The sequence below is a fragment of the Rothia mucilaginosa genome, from assembly GCF_964211445.1.
Taxonomy (GTDB): domain Bacteria; phylum Actinomycetota; class Actinomycetes; order Actinomycetales; family Micrococcaceae; genus Rothia; species Rothia mucilaginosa_E.
Window position 1 is genome coordinate 37,068 of sequence record NZ_CAXOQT010000015.1, and the last position, 16,493, is coordinate 53,560.

14 protein-coding genes are annotated in these 16,493 nt (G+C 59.0%); 9 read left to right on the top strand and 5 right to left on the bottom strand.

The window, feature by feature from the left end:
- Window positions 1-162: 162 nt before the first annotated feature.
- The 6 genes from AB8E48_RS05175 (at window position 163) to AB8E48_RS05200 (ending at window position 6,365) form a co-directional block, all read left to right on the top strand.
- A complete protein-coding gene (locus AB8E48_RS05175; RefSeq protein WP_060824362.1) occupies window positions 163-1,545 on the top strand; it encodes an AAA family ATPase in 1,383 nt (460 codons plus the stop codon).
- Window positions 1,535-2,149, top strand: a complete 615-nt coding sequence (locus AB8E48_RS05180; RefSeq protein WP_368885982.1) for an RloB family protein — start codon at window positions 1,535-1,537, stop codon at window positions 2,147-2,149. The genes AB8E48_RS05175 and AB8E48_RS05180 overlap by 11 nt, the downstream gene beginning before the upstream one ends.
- A gap of 117 nt (window positions 2,150-2,266) precedes the next feature.
- Complete coding sequence (locus AB8E48_RS05185; RefSeq protein ID WP_070737789.1) at window positions 2,267-3,220, top strand: 1,4-dihydroxy-2-naphthoyl-CoA synthase; 954 nt, start codon at window positions 2,267-2,269, stop codon at window positions 3,218-3,220.
- Between the two features lie 176 nt (window positions 3,221-3,396).
- Entirely contained in the window at window positions 3,397-4,782 is a 1,386-nt protein-coding gene (locus AB8E48_RS05190; protein ID WP_368885983.1) for an AMP-binding protein, read from the top strand.
- 110 nt (window positions 4,783-4,892) lie between these two features.
- Window positions 4,893-5,807 (top strand): 1,4-dihydroxy-2-naphthoate polyprenyltransferase, encoded by a 915-nt coding sequence (locus AB8E48_RS05195; RefSeq protein ID WP_049363321.1) that lies wholly within the window; start codon window positions 4,893-4,895, stop codon window positions 5,805-5,807.
- Window positions 5,808-5,951: 144 nt separating this feature from the next.
- Window positions 5,952-6,365 (top strand): PLD nuclease N-terminal domain-containing protein, encoded by a 414-nt coding sequence (locus AB8E48_RS05200; protein ID WP_368885984.1) that lies wholly within the window; start codon window positions 5,952-5,954, stop codon window positions 6,363-6,365.
- 124 nt (window positions 6,366-6,489) lie between these two features.
- Here the strand turns inward: AB8E48_RS05200 and AB8E48_RS05205 are convergent, their stop codons facing one another.
- From AB8E48_RS05205 to AB8E48_RS05220, 4 genes are all read right to left on the bottom strand, one after another.
- Complete coding sequence (locus AB8E48_RS05205) at window positions 6,490-7,179, bottom strand: histidine phosphatase family protein (protein ID WP_070846778.1); 690 nt, start codon at window positions 7,177-7,179, stop codon at window positions 6,490-6,492.
- A gap of 113 nt (window positions 7,180-7,292) precedes the next feature.
- Window positions 7,293-7,391: a 30S ribosomal protein bS22 gene (locus AB8E48_RS05210; RefSeq protein ID WP_005504750.1), complete on the bottom strand. Its 99-nt coding sequence runs from the start codon at window positions 7,389-7,391 to the stop codon at window positions 7,293-7,295.
- A gap of 262 nt (window positions 7,392-7,653) precedes the next feature.
- Window positions 7,654-9,693, bottom strand: coding sequence for a FadR/GntR family transcriptional regulator (locus AB8E48_RS05215; protein WP_368885985.1), 2,040 nt, complete (start codon window positions 9,691-9,693; stop codon window positions 7,654-7,656).
- Between the two features lie 93 nt (window positions 9,694-9,786).
- Window positions 9,787-11,082: a metalloregulator ArsR/SmtB family transcription factor gene (locus AB8E48_RS05220; RefSeq protein WP_368885986.1), complete on the bottom strand. Its 1,296-nt coding sequence runs from the start codon at window positions 11,080-11,082 to the stop codon at window positions 9,787-9,789.
- A 413-nt stretch (window positions 11,083-11,495) separates the two neighbouring features.
- On the opposite strand from AB8E48_RS05220, the gene AB8E48_RS05225 reads away from it, so the two are divergent.
- Both AB8E48_RS05225 and AB8E48_RS05230 read left to right on the top strand, forming a co-directional pair.
- On the top strand, window positions 11,496-13,121 hold the full coding sequence (locus AB8E48_RS05225) for a TrkH family potassium uptake protein (protein WP_368885987.1): 1,626 nt from the start codon (window positions 11,496-11,498) through the stop codon (window positions 13,119-13,121).
- Window positions 13,114-13,776, top strand: coding sequence for a potassium channel family protein (locus tag AB8E48_RS05230; protein ID WP_314658715.1), 663 nt, complete (start codon window positions 13,114-13,116; stop codon window positions 13,774-13,776). Before AB8E48_RS05225 ends, AB8E48_RS05230 begins: the two co-directional genes overlap by 8 nt.
- Window positions 13,777-13,917: 141 nt before the next feature.
- On the opposite strand, the gene proC is transcribed toward AB8E48_RS05230, so the two are convergent.
- Entirely contained in the window at window positions 13,918-14,763 is an 846-nt protein-coding gene (gene proC, locus AB8E48_RS05235; protein WP_049341024.1) for a pyrroline-5-carboxylate reductase, read from the bottom strand.
- 301 nt (window positions 14,764-15,064) lie between these two features.
- Here proC and AB8E48_RS05240 point away from each other — a divergent pair, with 301 nt between their 5' ends.
- On the top strand, window positions 15,065-16,474 hold the full coding sequence (locus tag AB8E48_RS05240) for a chloride channel protein (protein ID WP_294628230.1): 1,410 nt from the start codon (window positions 15,065-15,067) through the stop codon (window positions 16,472-16,474).
- Window positions 16,475-16,493 lie beyond the last annotated feature (19 nt).

A 16,493-nucleotide genomic window follows, 5' to 3' on the forward strand; every position in this document is an offset into this window, starting at 1 on the left:
CGAGGACAGCTCAGCGAACCTTCAGAACCTTTATCGGAAGTGAGGACGTAGGTTCGCAGCCTTCCCCGGCAGCCCGGTACTACAGCTTGTAGTGCCGGGCTGCTTCGTCTTTACATGGATTCGTAGTTCCGGACTGCGAGAGGGGTATGATATCGTCAAAATATGAAGATTCTCAACTTTAGGATTAAAAACCATAAGAGCGTGAGGGATGAGGCAGCATTGGAGCTCCTAGACCCCTCCATTAACAGGCTAACCCCAGCCGAAGGAAAAACTTGGAACCAATATGTAAATAATGTTGCAAGCATATTTGGTGCAAATGCATCAGGAAAATCTAACTTTCTTGATGCGCTCCTGTATTTTATAACTGCTATCCGGAATTCATCTACTACCTGGCAGAGCCACCCTGATTTCCCCTGTGCTCCCTTTAAACTGGATAAGCATTATCAAGATTCAGAGAGCGCCTATGAGCTGGATTTTTTGCTTAACGACAAAAGGTATCGATATAGCTTTGGAGCTTCCCCTCAAGGAATTACTTTTGAGTATCTCGAATATATTCCAACCAAACGATGGAAAAGAATCTTTAGTCGGGAAAAACTAGGAGAAGGTAAATATAGCACAATATTTTCAAAAGGAATTCAAAAGCTTGAAGTAAATGATCGGGAACTTATACTTTCACGCGCACTCGTTCTTAAGAGGAAAGATATCTTATGGGAAGTATCAGAAAGCATCATACATGGAATTGATTTCATACTACTCAACAGGGACCAGAAATCTCGTATTGACTCCATAATAGAAGGTCTCGCAAAAAATGCAATCTCTTTTGAAGAACTTGAGTTGCTATTGCAGATTGCTGATATCGGTATTCAAAGTGTTGGCCTTTTGCAAAAAGAAAATGAATTTGATGGGCAAAATTTTCCGCCTGATATTCCCATTATAGTACAGGCAAAAATTAAGGAATTACTATCAAACTTAGACTCTACTGATGGCGATGATTCATCAGATTCCCTTAAACCCAAAATTGCCCGAATAATCCAACGACGCCTAGAGTTTTTCCATTATTCCTATGATGAAAACACACCGCCGCTCTATATAGAAGAAGAAAGCGATGGAACCTTAGCGTGGCTCGCCGTATCTTTTGCCGCATTGAAAGCCATCCGTAAAGGTGGGGTTGTATGCGGGGATGAGTTAGATTCCAGTCTGCACCCGTACCTAGTGCATCTTCTTGTTAGGCTATTTACGGATACTTCCATAAACATACATGGCGCTCAAATAATTTTCACCACTCATGACGCAACACTTCTCGCTGCCCAAGAGGATCTCGGCTTAAGCAGTAAAAATATATGGTTCACCGAAAAAACTCGCCAAGGTGTCACAGAGCTGTTTTCATTAGATGATTTTCAGACAGATTTAAATAGCGACACTGAAAAACTTTACCTTATGGGAACTTACGGTGCTGTTCCGTTTATTGCAGACAGTATTTTCAAGGCTCTAGTCAATTATCCTTCATCGAAACTAAATTCACAGAAAGAAAAAAATGGGGAATAATAGTCGATTCGCCCGAAATAAACGACCCATCCGCACCCCCAAAAAAAACATACTCATATGCGTCGAAGGCGAGAAAACAGAAGTTCAGTACTTTAAACGATTAAAGGAACACCTCAGGCCTGAAAAAACTTCGGTCCACTTTAATATAATTCCCCCTAAGGGGACCGACCCCGGCAGTATCCTTAAGGGTTGCTTAAACTATAAAAATAAAGATTCAGATAAATATGAAAGTTTTTTCTGTGTAGTTGATGTCGATCAGCATACTAATTTAGAACAGGCACTAAAAGAAGCAAAAGAAAAGAATATATTAATGGTCGTTACAAATATTAAATTTGAAGTATGGCTACTTTGGCACATGGGAGATTCCCCTAATGGATATATGTCAAATTCAGATATAAATAATCGAGTTAAGGCAATCTCTGCTTCCCGCCCATTCATGACAGGAAAAAACAATAAAGAGCTTCATACTGATTTCCCCATTGAAAAATATGATACCGCTATCAAAAAAGCCCAACGAAACGACCCGAATATGGAATTCAACCGAATAGGACCGAACCCTTCTAGCGCTATGCCGCTTCTAATCAATAAAATTATCAATGGATAAATAACATCCATTTCATATTGAGAAGCCCGGGCCGCACACACGCGGTCCGGGCCTTCTCATATGCGGCAACCCATGCCACAACCTCAGACAACGCTTGGGCAACGTAGAATAGGGTCTATGACTGCACAACTTCCCGAAAAGGTCTCGGACATCTTCAACCCCGCCGACTGGCGCGTCGTCGAAGGCTTCGAAGACTTCACCGACATCACCTACCACCGCCAGGTTCAGCGCGACGAAAACGGCGAAATCGTACGCGATCTGCCCACCGTGCGCATCGCATTCGACCGCCCCGAGGTCCGCAACGCATTCCGCCCGCACACCGTGGACGAACTCTACCGCGCCCTCGACCACGCACGCATGACCTCCAACGTAGGCACCGTGCTGCTCACCGGCAACGGCCCCTCCGCCAAGGACGGCGGCTGGGCATTCTGCTCCGGCGGCGACCAGCGCATCCGCGGCCGCGACGGCTACCACTACGCCAGCGGTGAGACCGCCGAAAGCATCGACCCGGCACGCGCAGGCCGACTGCACATCCTGGAAGTGCAGCGCCTCATCCGCACCATGCCCAAGGTCGTTATCGCCCTCGTCTCCGGTTGGGCGGCAGGCGGCGGCCACTCCCTGCACGTGGTGGCTGACCTGACCATCGCCTCCGAGGAGTACGGCAAGTTCAAACAGACTGACGCAACCGTCGGCTCCTTCGACGCAGGCTACGGTTCGGCGCTGCTCGCACGCCAGGTGGGTCAGAAGTTCGCCCGCGAAATCTTCTTCCTCGCCAAGGAATACGACGCACAGCGCATGTACGAAATGGGCGCGGTCAACGACGTCGTCCCCCACGCCGAACTGGAAAACAAGGGCCTGGAATACGCGGCGCACATTGCCCGCCAGTCCCCGCAGGCAATCCGTATGCTCAAGTACGCCTTCAACCTGCCCGACGACGGCATGCTCGGCCAGCAGGTCTTCGCCGGTGAGGCAACCCGCATGGCGTACATGACCGACGAGGCAGTGGAGGGTCGCGACGCATTCTTGCAGAAGCGTGACCCGGACTGGTCCAACTACCCGTACTACTTCTAAGAGACAGTCCCTTCCGCAGAAGTAGTTTCAGATGCATAGGCTCGGAGCCGGATTCAACCCTGAAAACCTCAGCTAAGAATCCGGCTCCGGTGCTTTTCTTACCGCCTCGGTGGAACAGCCCCGGCGTATCACACGCCCCGCACGCAGCAGTTAAAGCCAGCCGCTAAGGATTTTTCATGATGAACACCCCCGTACCCGGGCTCGCGCCCTCCCCCGCCCCGCATGAGGCTGCCCTGCACCCGCAGGCGGTACAGGTGCGCGCCAATCAGCCCGCCGACCCGCACGCCATGCTGGGCGCCTTCGAGCAGCTGTTGGGTGACTATGCGGCGGGTGCGGAAAGTTCTGAGGCTAACAGCACGGGGGCTGAGGATGTAGAGGCGGCTGAGCCTATTGCCCTGGTGGTGGGCACCTCCGGCTCCACCGGAACCCCCAAACGCACCGCGCTCACCGCTCGTGCGCTTGCCGCCAGTGCGACAGCCACCGAAAACTTCTTTGAGGCAAACACCGATGCCGCCTCGCAGTGGTTGCTGGCTCTTCCCGCGCACTATATTGCCGGCGCGCAGGTGCTCGCCCGCTCCGTGCTCGCCGGGACCTTCCCGGTCATTGCCCGGTCCGTAACCGAGCCGGTGCATTTCACGCCGGAGGTCTTCTTGCAGGCGGTTGAGCAGATGAGCTCGGCACGCCGGTTTATCTCCCTGGTACCCACCCAGCTACATAAGCTGCTTGAAAGCGCGGATGCCGACCCGCGCCTGGGCGCTGAGATTCACGAGGCGCTCGGCTCCTTCACCGGAATCCTGCTCGGAGGCGCCCCCACCAGCGCCGACCTGCTCGCCGCCGCCTCCGCGCTGGGGCTGAACACGGTGACCACCTACGGTAGCGCCGAAACCGCGGGCGGATGCGTCTACTCCGGCTCCGTGCTGCCCGGTGTGCGAGTGGAGCTCGTACCCGAAGAGGGCATGCCGACCGTGCCGAATATTGAGGGGAAACCCGCACAGGTGGGTCGTATCTGGATTAGCGGCGCGCACCTCGCCAGCGGCTACATTGGCGATACCGTCCGCACCGCCGAGCACTTCTTCACCGCCGCCGACGGTACCCGCTGGTACCGCACCGACGACTACGGGCTGCTGAGCCCTGTAGCGGTTCCCGACAGCAGCGAGAACTGTAGCGAGCAGCGCCTGCAGGTGCTCGGCCGCAGCGACGACGTGCTCATCAGCGGAGGCGTGAAAATCTCCGCCCGCGCAGTGGCGACCGTCCTCGAAGAGCACCCCGCCGTGCGTGAAGCCTGCGTGATCGGGCTACCCGATGCCCGCTGGGGCACCGCCATTGCCGCCGCGGTCACGCTGGTGCCTTCTGCCGGTGCCGCGACTGCATCTTCTGAGAATGGCACTGCCCTGAACGAAGAACTCTGCGCCCTGCTGCGTGCCCGCTGCGCCGAAAAGCTCGGCGCCCCCGCCGCACCCAAGCAGCTGAGCATCCTGCCCGATTTCCCGCTCACCAGCACCGGCAAGCCGGACCGCGCAGAAATATACAGTATCCTGGACAGAGACTATCGTCAGGGCTAAAGCAGGCTCATCCGCGGGTTTTCACCCCGCGCACGCACCCGCCCGCATGCCCTGACCTTCGCATCACGACACCCACGCATCATACGCACTTAGACCCGGAAGGAACCCCCGTGGCAACTGCCGCCCAATGGATTGAAGGCGCTCGCCTGCGCACCCTGCCGCTCGCCGTCGCCCCCATTATTGCCGGCTCAGCTGCCGCCTACGAGATCAACGAATTCAAGCCGCTCTACGCGTTCTTGGCGTTCCTCGTCGCGTTCTTCCTGCAGGTGGGCGTGAACTACGCCAACGACTACTCCGACGGCATCAAGGGCACCGACGAAGACCGCGTGGGCCCGCTACGCCTCGTTGGTTCCGGCGTGGCAAGCCCCCGCTCCGTCAAGTACGCCGCCTTCGGCTGCTTCGGCCTCGCAATGCTCGCCGGCCTTGCCCTGGTTGCGTTGGCGAACCAGTGGTGGTTCCTGGCGATTGGCGCCTCCAGCGTCTTCGCGGCGTGGGGCTACACCGGCGGCAAGCACCCCTACGGCTACATGGGCTTGGGTGACGTGTTCGTCTTCGTCTACTTTGGTCTGGTCGCGACTCTGGGCACCCTCTACACTCAGGCGCACACCCTGACCCTGCTCGGCTGGGTCGGTGCTATCGGCATTGGTCTGATTTCCTGTGCGCTGCTCATGGCGAATAACGTGCGTGACATTCCCACCGACATTGAGGCGGGCAAACTGACCATGGCGGTCCGCCTGGGTGAACGCTGGTCGCGCATCACCTACATTGTGGAGATGGCTCTGGCGCTGGGTCTGGGCGTGCTCCTGCTCGATGAAAACCCCTGGTTCCTGCTCATCTTCCTGCTGGTGGGCCCGACCATCCACTCCTGCGTGACCGTGTGGACGCGCGGCGGCCGCGAGCTGATTCCCGTGCTCAAGCAGGCGGGTATTGTGGCGCTCGTGTACTCCGTTATTCTTGCCCTCGCCGTGTGGCTGGGTTCGCTGGATATTATTAGCCACGAAGTTCAGGTGTTCACCGGCTACTAAGCCGACATACGACTCTGCGCCGGTTCGCGTCGTGCAGGTTTGCGCCGTAGCTCAGCGCGTCCCGTTAAGCCGTACCGTTAAGCCGCTAGCGGGCACCCGGTTCATAGTTCCGCGATAACGCGGCGGTGTGTCATAGTAGTGCTTATGATTCGAGCCATGCTGATTATTGGCGGCGCAGCCCTCATCGTGGGTCTGACCCTCTACACCCTCTTGGACGCCGTCCGCACCCCCGCACACGAGGCGCGAACCCTGCCCAAGTGGCTGTGGGTTCTCGTCACCCTGCTCTTCCCCGTGGTAGGCCCCATCATGTGGCTCATCCTGGGCCGCCCCAAGGCGCAGCCCGCAGCAGGCACTCCTCGCGCCGGTTTCGGTCAGCGACGCAGCACCCCGGCTCCCTCGGTCTCTTCCCCCGATGACGATGAAGAGTACCTGCGCTGGCTCAAAGCAAAGGCAGAACGCGAACGCCGCAGCCGCGAGGCAGAATCAAACAACAAGCAGGACCCCGAACATAAGAACCCCGAGGACGGCACCCCGAATCAGGGCAACGGGCAGAACTAGTCAGGGTGGCGAGGCTCGCGCACCCAAGGTTTACAGCAAGAGGCTGTGGGCACATCCAATGCGGATGGGCTCACAGCCTCTTCTCTATGCTCAAAAACAGCTTTATGAACTAGCTGCCGGACCTTTAGCTGCCGGGCAGCTGAATCACGCCACCGTACAGCGGCGCGGCAGGCTCCGAATACTCCACAAAACGCGGCATCTCATGCTCAAAATCAGTGGTGCTAAACGCCAGAGTCGTAATCGACGCCAGGTTGCATTCACGAGCGCGCGGGTCATGCTGCAGCATGCGGCCCTCAACTCCCAGGCGAGTAATCCAAATCGGCAGCTGGTGCGACACAATAATCGCCTCCGCGCCCTCGCCGCCGCGCTCGTAGGCGGTACGCGCCGCATCCTGAACAGCCGCCGCCATACGGCGCACCTGATCCAGGTACGATTCACCCCAGGAGGGGCGCGCCGGGTTGTACAGCTTCGTCCAGTGACGCGGGTTCTGCAGCAGCTCCTGTGCGTTCACGTGCAGACCCTCAAAGTAGTTATCCGCCTCGATGACGCGCTCATCCGGCTGCGCGGTCAGGCCCAGCAGCTCCTCAACCGGGGCGGCAGACTCACGGGTGCGCTGCAGCGGCGAGCAGACCAGGTGCACGAAGCGGGAGCCGCGCTCAGCACGAGCGGCGAACTCCTCGGCGCTCAGACGCACCATCTGCTGGCCCTTATCAGACAGGCGGTAGCCGGGCAGACGGCCGTACACGATACGCTCGGGGTTGTGCACCTCGCCGTGACGCATGAGGTGAACTTTAATGGTGGAAGTTTCAGTCATAATCCCAGTCTCTCAGATAGCGCGCCCCACCCCAAACAGGTGACCCACAGATAACCCCTCAAAACGCAAAAACCCCGCCTCTCCAAACGGAGGGCGGGGCGAAAGAAGTCTATTTACTTCTTGTTGCGGCGCTGGTGGCGGGTCTTACGAAGCAGCTTGCGGTGCTTCTTCTTGGACATACGCTTGCGGCGCTTCTTGATAACGGAACCCATAGGATTTCCTCACTTTACTCGTACCCGGCCGAGCCATTCGACTCGGTAGCTACCCGGGGAAATTTATACCGGTATAACCGATCCAAAACGCATTTTAGGCACAGAAATACCCTTGCGTTTTAGAGCGCTACCTACCTAGAGTACTAGGTTTACCCCCATTTTCACCATTCGAGAGCGGCTTTTCAGGAGTTTTTCCCTGAAAATCCGCTTTTCCCGCGGCTATATCCGGGGTATATCGGGGCGAAATAGGGATTCGGTAGCCCTAGCGGCGCTTCTTCTTCGACTTCTTCGAGCCCTTACCGCGGCCATGAGACAGCACCGAACCGGACGAAGCTACAGCACCCTCAGCAGTGTTCTCCTCAGCCTCGGAGGCGGTCTCAGCCGACTCCTCAACCGATTCCTGCGCGGGCTCAGAAGCTTCAGCGGGTTCTTCAACCGGCTCTTCGACGGAAACCTCTTCAGCGGTGCTCTCCTCAGCCGCCGCGTGCAGCGCCTTCAAACGCTCAGCACGCTCAGCCTCGGCGCGAGCCAGCGCCTCCTCGTCAATGACGGGCTGCTCAGGCTGGGATTCGGGCTTCGTTTCAGCCTTCACAGCCTGCTCCTTCTCGGGGCTCTCCTGCGCTTCGTCGTGCTCAGGCTCGTACACATCCACGCCGAAGAAACGCTTCATCTTCGAGAAGATGCCGCGGCGCTCCTGCACCGGCTCCTCGTGGGGAAGCTTCTCGTAGGTGTCGTGGATGGTCGCTGCCGCCTCAAGACGGGTAGGCTCAGCCGCCAGAGTAGCGGGCTCCTGCTGACGCGCCGGGGCACGCAGAACCTTCTCAGAAGACGCAGACTCAGCAGGCGCAGAGGTAGCTGCAACAGCCACAGGACGCGCGGTACGGGCAGGCGCAGTCAGCACCTGGCTACGATCCACCGGCTTAATGATGGTCGCACGCACCGGGGAAACGATCTGGCCGCTACGGCGACGCGGAGCCGCCGTGGAGGCGCGCAGAACCTTCGCGGGGCCCTCCGCCTCTTCCTGCGCGTAGGCGGCAGGGACGCTCGGCAGCTGACCGCTGGGAGTCTGCGAATTGAGGGTCTGGGCGCCAGATACCGGAGCCGCAGAAGCAGCCGGGGCAGCCTGAGCGACCGGGGTGCTGCGGCGCGGGGTGCCGAAGCTCAGCGGCACATCCGCGCTCACCGAATGAGCGGTAGGCTGCGCGGGAGTAGCAGGAGCTGCAGCAGGTGCGGGCTGAGCAACAGCGGGAATGGAACGTTCTACCTTGTCAGAGCCAGAAGCGTTAGAGCTAGAAAGAACCTCAGCAGGCTCATCAACCCGCTCCACAGGAGTCTCAGCAGCAGTCTCCTCAATGTAGACAATATCGCCCTCAGGCACCGTGTACTCCACGACAGAAGACGGAGCAGAAGCCTGAACAGAATCCGAAGCGGGCGCCACAGAAGCGGGTGCCGCAACGGGTGCATCTGCGGCGGGCAGAGCCTCCGCATCAGCGAAGGACGGGTCGTCCTGCATCAAATCATCAAAGTCATCAGCGGCAAACTCATCCACATCAACCGGCGCAAACTCAGAAGCAATCGGCTCACCCGGCAGACCATTCGCAGAGGTCGCCTCCTGCTCCAGATCAATACCGGCATCGGAATACATGCCGCGCAGCTGACCAATCACCATGGCACGCGCAGTCGCAGCGTCGCCAGCCTTCAGAGCCTCCGCAATAGCGCGGCTCTCAGCACGCAGACGCTCAACAGCGCTACTCCACAGCGGCATACGACCCACCAGAGACAGCATCGACTCAAAACTCGGCTGACGCACCGACGCGAGCAGACCCACCAGCAACTCATTACCACCGCAACGCATCACCTGGTGGTGGAACGTCAACAGAAGCTCCAGGAAGTCACGAATCGACAGGTCGAAGTCTTCCATCTGCTCCAGAACCTCGTCCATCTCCGCGAAGGAGACGGTCTTCGGGTCAATACGCGCAATCGCCCAGCTTTCCAGCAGAATACGGGTCTGCACCAGGTCACGAGTCGGGTAACGCGAACTGGACATGTGCAGGCGCAGAGCGGCACTCGCGGCAGCGGCAGGCTCATCACTCAGGTGTACCAGCATTTCCTTGCCGCGACCGTTGTACAGCTGCACCAGATCCATATCTTCCAGGGTGCGCAGAGCCTCGCGAGTGCGGGAACGACCCACACCAATAGCGCGTGCAATCTCGCTATCGCTGGGCAGGTCCTGACCCAGCTGAATATTGCCCTCGAACAGTTCGTTCTCGAGCCAGCGCAGAATTTTACGATGAATAGCCACGTGAATGCGTCTTTCGGTTAGATAAAGGTGAGTGAGAGTGTGTGTGCTTTATCGATGAGTTATGCCGGAGGTTGAACGGCGTCAGGGCGCGCCTTAGCGGCGGCGGCCACGCAGGAAGCCGAAGAGACCACCGCGATGAGTGTCCTTCGCCTCGGTGCTGGTCGTCTCAGTGCTGGGGCGGTACACCGAATCGTAGGCGGGCATGGTCTGATACTCAGCCTCTTCAGAGGAGGGCTCAGACTTGCTTTCAGCCTTGTCAGACTCTTCTGCCGCGTCCTTCTCAGGTGCAGATTCTTCAACTGCTGGCTTCTCAGCAACTACGGTTTCTTCAACCGAGGGCTTCTCCTCAGCCTTTTCTGCAGGCTGTTCGTTGACAGTCTTCTCAGCCACCGCGGGCTCCTCGGCAGCAGGAGCTTCGGGGGTCACAGCAATAGGCTGAATCGAACCGCCCACAACCGCAGCCGGGTCAATACCGTAAGACACAGTAGCGGCAGGCTGAGCGATTACCACCGGCTTATCCTCTACGACAGGCTTCGCCTCAGTGGTCTTGTTGGTCTCAGCGGGCTTCACCTCAGCGGATGCCGCCGGGGTAGCGGGCTGAACGGGGGTTGCCGACGCCGCGGGGGTTACCCCAGCATCGTAACCGTACGATGCGGGAGTGAAGGGGCGCATCGGGGTGCTATCCACTGTCTCTTCCTGCGAGGTGGGCTCAGCAGCGGTCTTCTCAATAGTCGATTCGGAGGCGGCGCTTTCAGCAGCATGCTCCGCCGGGCGCGAGTAAATGCGTGCACTCGGGGTCAGGTACTGGGCGCGGGCACGCTGAATGCGTGCCTGCTCGATTTCCTCAGCGGAGGGAGCCTCAATGGTAAGAGCATCAACGGTAAGAGCCTCAGAGTCGGTCGCCTCGGTCTTTTCAGCGGTTGCGCTCTTCTCGGATGCAGCAGGCGCAGTTACAGCCGGTGCCGCTACAGCAGGTGCAAGCTTCTGAGCGGGCTCTTCGACTGCAGGCTTCTGGGCGCTCTTCTCAGAGGCCTTCTCGACCGGCTTCTCAGCTGCCGTCTTGTCGGAGGCAGATGCAGTCACGCCACCGGGCAGTGCCACGGGTGCGTGCGCCTCATTGGACTGGCGTGCAATCTGAACGGTCTCGTTAATCCACTCGGTCACAGTGGCGAATACATCCGGGTTCAGGGAGTAGAGGCGACGCTGCCCCTCCACGGTCACGGAGACCACATCTGCATCGCGAAGGACTTTCAGGTGCTTCGAAATGGTCGGCTGGCTCATGCCCAGCTTTTCAACCACTGCACCCACCGTGTGGGTTTGCTCAGCGAGAATACGCACAATTCGGCGGCGAGTCGGATCCGCGATGACAGAAAAAACATCAGAATGCATATAGCGATTATGACATATAAAGTGACACCTCAAGCTTAGAATGAGGCTGATACGGAAATTACCTTCAAAAATTCTGAAAGACCGCTGAATGCTACCTCTAATATGAAGCACTGAAGGGGAGAAAAGCATGAAGTGCCTATCACATCTCGTGGAGATTTCCTGTATCTCATCCTAGGCATATGCGAGCCACCCAGACCCTCAATACTTATATAGCTAATTCAGAATATATAGTTTTCGTGGTTCCACCCACAAAACCAACCGCACGCCTTCTCCAAGCTCACATATTTACCCCCAAACCACCAGAGCCTCAACCCCCTCAGTAGGCACCCGGCGCGATACACTAGAAGGCGTCAAAACAGGCACATATCCGCCACCCAACACACCAACACCCAGACACCCGCTGAAGGAGGCGCATGGGACGCATCATCCGCCGCACCCGGCGCCGACACCACCACCCCCAGGGCCAGCTCAACCGCCGCTGGGACACCCTCAGCGGCACCACATCCGTGCCTCAAAAGCAGCAGGTTCACCGTAGCCGACGCGACCGCCTCGAGGCCGAAAACCTTAGCATCCTCACGAGCGTGCCCGGTATTGACCTCGATCGTCTGCTCGCCCTACGCGACCACGTGAGCGAAACCTCCGAGGTTCAGCGTAAGCGCGCCCCCATGGGGTTCAATCTGCAGACCCTCGAACGCTTCCGTGACTTTATTGACGTGACCGTTCTTGCCTCGCCTTCGCGCACCGCAATCACTGCGTTTCTGCTGGTCATCATCTTCTTTACGCTCACCTTGCTACTGCCCATCTCCTCCAATGATGGGCAGCCCGCGCCTTTCCACCACGCATTTTTTACCTCTACCAGCGCGGTGACCGTGACCGGCCTGACTACCGTCTCCACCGCCGACCAGTGGTCCACCTTCGGTCAGGCAATGATTCTTGTGGCTTGTCAGGTCGGTGGTTTGGGCACTCTAACCATTACCTCCCTGCTGGCGCTGGCTATCGGCCGTAAGATGGGTCTGCGCACCAAGCTCATCGCACAGGAAGACCTGAACATCAGCCGTCTTGGCGAGGTCGGTGGCATCATCAAGAGCGTCTCCTATGCTTCATTCTCCATCGAGGCAATCATTGCGCTTGTGCTGATTCCTCGTTTCCTGACCCTCGGCGAAGACCCGTTCCAAGCCATCTGGCACAGCATCTTCTACGCTATTTCAGCTTTCAACAATGCAGGCTTTACCCCGCATTCCGACGGCATCGTGCCTTACGGCCATGACCTTTTCCTGCTCGTGCCCATCTGCATTGCCGTGTTCTTGGGCTCGCTCGGTTTCCCTGTTTTCATTGCGATTCAGCATCATCCTTTCCGCCCCCGCCACTGGTCTCTCACCGCGAAGCTGACCACCGTCACGACCCTGTTTTTCTTTGCTTTTGGCGCGTTCTTCTGGGGCCTCTTCGAGTGGAACAACCCCGCCACCATCGGCGACTACTCTGCGGGTGACAAGGTTCTGAATGCCATTTTTGCCTCCGTCATGATGCGTTCGGGCGGCTTCAACCTGGTCGACATGAGCAGCATTACCCCCGTCTCCACGCTCCTGACGGACATGCTCATGTTCATTGGCGGCGGCTCCGGCTCGACCGCGGGTGGCGTGAAGGTCACGACCATCGCCGTAATTGCCCTGTCCATTCTTGCTGAGGCGCGCGGTGACCAGAAGGTCGTCGCGTTCAACCGCACCATCCCCGAATCCTCTCTGCGCATTGCTATCTCTGTGATTGTTATGGGTGCTACCGTGGTAGGTGTTGGTGCCGCGTCGATTCTGATTATTAGCGGCGCGGACCTCAAAGAAGTAATCTTCGAGGTCATCTCCGCCTTCGCGACCTGCGGCCTCTCGAACGGTCTCTCCGCCAGCCTGCCACCGGCGGGTATCTACGTGCTTAGCGGCCTGATGCTCATTGGCCGTGTGGGCACCACAACCGCCGCAACCGGTCTGGCGCTGCGTTCACGCCGCCGCCTCTACAAGTTCCCCGAAGAAAGGCCCACCATTGGCTAGTGCACATAACGCCCCCGTCCTCGTGATTGGTTTGGGTCGCTTCGGTGCCGCCGTTGCCGCACAGCTGCGCCTGCAGAATAAGGAGGTTCTCGCCATTGAGAAGGACCCCGAGCTGGTGCAGAAGTGGTCCGGCGTGCTGACCCACGTGGTCTCTGCCGACGCGACCGATATCGACACCCTGCACCAGTTGGGTGCGGACGATTTCGGTTCCGCTGTGGTGGGTGTGGGCACCTCCGTTGAGGCGTCCGTGCTGATTACCGCGAACCTCGTGGACATTGGCGTGGAGCGAATTTGGGCGAAGGCGATCACCCCCGCGCACGGCAAGATTCTGGAGCGTATTGGCGCGCACCACGTGGTCTACCCGGAGGCGGACGCCGGCCGCCGTGCCGCGCACCTGGTCTCGGGTCGACTGCTGGACTACATTGAGTTTGATGACGACTTCGCGATTGCGAAGATGCGCCCGCCGAAGGAAACCCACGGCTTCACCCTCGCCGAGTCGGATATCCGCTCCAAGTACGGTGTGTCCGTGGTCGGCATTAAGTCCCCCGGTGAGGACTTCACCTACGCGGACGCGACCACCCGCATTCATTCGCGCGACATTCTAATCGTGTCGGGCCAGGTGGACCTGATCGAGCGTTTCGCGGCGCGACCCTAAGCGCATTTTTCCTCGCTGCCTTGAGAAGCCCGCGATTAGACATAGAAAAACAGCCTCTTCCCGTTCTGCCGGGAGGAGGCTGTTTTTCTATAGTTTCAGCTAGTCAGGGGGATACTACCGGACGGTATTAGTCTCCGCTGGTTAGTCCTCGTCAGCGGTGTACAGCTGGCTCATTTCCGCCGAACGTGCCGCACAGGCGCGCATCGCGTCCTCGGTCAGCTGGAAGAGGCCACCGTCCACGAAGGTGTTCAGCGCACGCTCGGTGGTGCCGTTCGGGCTGGTCACGGCGTGGCGCAGGGCGGGCGCATCCGGGTTGGCGTCGAGCAGGTAGCCCGCGCCGGCAACGGTTGCGCTGGCCAGCTTGAGGGCGGTGTCTGCGTCCAGGCCGAGCTTCTCACCGGCGGTTGCCATTGCCTCCGCAAGCAGGAACGCGTATGCCGGGCCGGAACCGGAGACGGCGGTGACCGCATCCATCTGGTCTTCGCGGACCTCAACGACCAAGCCGACGGTGCCCAGGACCTCTTCGACGAGCTTCTTCTGCTCGTCCTTCACGGTGTCGGTGGTGGAGATGGCGAGCACGCCCTTGCCCACGGAGGAGGGGGTGTTCGGCATGCAGCGAACAATGGGCTGACCTGCGGGAAGGCACTCGGCGAGGGTTTCGAGGGTCACGCCAGCAGCAACGGACACCACAACAGCATTCGGCGCGAGGGCGGGTGCAATATCGCGGGCAAGCTCGACAATGCCGTAGGGCTTCACACCGAGCAGCACGACGTCTGCGTGGGCGGTTGCCTTGTGGTTGCCGTCAGCTTCGCCGCCGGTAGTGATGATTTCTACCTTGTCGCCGAGGCGCTGGGCGAGGGCGGCGCGAGATTCTTCGCTACGCACGGTGGCGCGGATGTGGGCGGGGTCGTGGCCTGCGGCGAGCAGGCCTGCGGCGATGGAGCCGTTCATGGAGCCGGTGCCGAGAAAAGCAATAGTTGCGGTCATCGTTGATCCTTCCGAGTGGGGTGCCTGCGCCCGGCGGCGGCTTTGCGCGGTGTGCGGCAGGCGCGTGGAGGCGTACCCTTCCAGCATAGCGGGTACGGCGGTGGGCATGTGACCTGGCTCGTGTTTCATGTGATTTTCTGGGGCGCCTTCCCTGCTGTGCCGCTCTGCCTTTCAATCTTTGGCACACCGCTGAGGCGTAAAAGTACGGGCGTAGAATTAAATCGGCTTCAGCTGCGGCGATTTTCGCCGGGTATGGAGCCTCCAACACCACACAGCACGCAACACACAAAACCCCTTTTCTATGTCTTCTCATACTGGTTCTTCCTCGAGTTCTTCCTCTGATAGCCCGCAGATTCCTGCGGGTTCCCGTTCTTTTTCGTTTCGCCTCCTGCTGGGGCTGACTCTTGCCGCACTGGTCACGGGCGTATTCAGCGGTTTGGGCGCGATTGCCTTGCACTATGTTCTGGACTTTATGCAGGAGCTAGCGTTTGGTCATTCTGAGGGTCATCACCCGATGGTCACTGACGGTGCCGACCCGGCGCGTCGTGCGCTGGTGCTCGCGGCGTTGGGCCCGTTCGTGGCGCTGGTTTGGTATTACCTGCAGTCGGGCGGTCGGCGCGTGGTTGGCGTGAAGTCGCAGATTGCCGGTGCTACCGAGGAGGATCGCGCACCGTCGCTGTGGCGGCAGATTTCGCATTCGGTCATTCAGATTGTTGCGGTGGGTGCGGGTTCCCCGGTGGGTAAGGAGGTCGCACCGCGTGAGCTGGGCGCCCTGGCTGCGGGTCGGTGCGCGCGCCTACTGGAGCGCATTGGTGGCACTCGCCCGGATGGTTCGCCGCTACTGGGTGATCGTGAGCGTCGTCTACTGGTGGCGGCGGGTGCGGCGTCCGGTTTGGCGGCGGTGTATCAGGTGCCGGTTGGTGGCCTGGTGTACCTTGTGGAGGCGATGGCTGCGGGTTTGAGCCTGTGGTCGCTGTATGTGGGTGCGGTAACGGTGTGGACGGCGACGGTCACGGCGAATCTGGTGATTTCGAATGCGCCGACCTACCCGGTGCCGCAGCTTCCGTTGGATGCGACGACGCTGACGGTTGCGGCGTTGACGGGTGTGGTGTTGGCTCCGCTGGCGTTGGGTTTTAGGGCGCTGTCGCAGCGTGCGGAGAAGATTAAGGCGAAGGACCGTTCTCTGTTGTGGCGTATTCCGGTGGCGTTTGTGCTGGTCGCGGTGGTTTCGCTGTGGCTTCCGGAGATTCTGGGTAATGGTCGTCTGCTGACTCAGCACACGTTTAATGTGTCGCTGGATGCGGCGGCGGGCGGCTTGTCTGCGGCGGCGGCAGTATATGTGTTGGCGTTGTGTGTGGCGAAGGCTGCCGTGGTGCTGTTGAGTCTGCGTTCGGGTTCGTATGGTGGTACGTTGACGCCTGGTTTGGCGTTGGGTGCGGCGGCCGCGTTTTGTGTGGCGGCGCTGGTACTGTGGGCGTTCCCGGCTTTGGACGGGGTGCCGGGTGGCGCGTCGATGGTGCTGTATGCGGCGGCGCTGACGGGTACGGCGGCGTTTTTGGGTATTTCGATGAATGCGCCGCTGTCTGCGTTGACGTTGTTGATTGGTTTTACGGGTCAGGGTGCGAGTGCGTGGCTGCCGATGGCGGTTGCGGTGGGTACGGCGGTGCTGACCCACTGGGCGTGGACGCGAGTGTTCGGCTCTAAGAAGTAGCTTTCAGAAGTAGGGGGGC

Bases quoted from the DNA above. Each gene is read 5' to 3' on its own strand.
- AB8E48_RS05175 (WP_060824362.1), top strand. From the start codon at position 163: ATGAAGATTCTCAACTTTAGGATTAAAAACCATAAGAGCGTGAGGGAT.
- AB8E48_RS05180 (WP_368885982.1), top strand. From the start codon at position 1,535: ATGGGGAATAATAGTCGATTCGCCCGAAATAAACGACCCATCCGCACC.
- AB8E48_RS05185 (WP_070737789.1), top strand. From the start codon at position 2,267: ATGACTGCACAACTTCCCGAAAAGGTCTCGGACATCTTCAACCCCGCC.
- AB8E48_RS05190 (WP_368885983.1), top strand. From the start codon at position 3,397: ATGATGAACACCCCCGTACCCGGGCTCGCGCCCTCCCCCGCCCCGCAT.
- AB8E48_RS05200 (WP_368885984.1), top strand. From the start codon at position 5,952: ATGATTCGAGCCATGCTGATTATTGGCGGCGCAGCCCTCATCGTGGGT.
- AB8E48_RS05205 (WP_070846778.1), bottom strand. From the start codon at position 7,179: ATGACTGAAACTTCCACCATTAAAGTTCACCTCATGCGTCACGGCGAG.
- AB8E48_RS05210 (WP_005504750.1), bottom strand. From the start codon at position 7,391: ATGGGTTCCGTTATCAAGAAGCGCCGCAAGCGTATGTCCAAGAAGAAG.
- AB8E48_RS05220 (WP_368885986.1), bottom strand. From the start codon at position 11,082: ATGCATTCTGATGTTTTTTCTGTCATCGCGGATCCGACTCGCCGCCGA.
- AB8E48_RS05225 (WP_368885987.1), top strand. From the start codon at position 11,496: ATGGGACGCATCATCCGCCGCACCCGGCGCCGACACCACCACCCCCAG.
- proC (WP_049341024.1), bottom strand. From the start codon at position 14,763: ATGACCGCAACTATTGCTTTTCTCGGCACCGGCTCCATGAACGGCTCC.
- AB8E48_RS05240 (WP_294628230.1), top strand. From the start codon at position 15,065: ATGTCTTCTCATACTGGTTCTTCCTCGAGTTCTTCCTCTGATAGCCCG.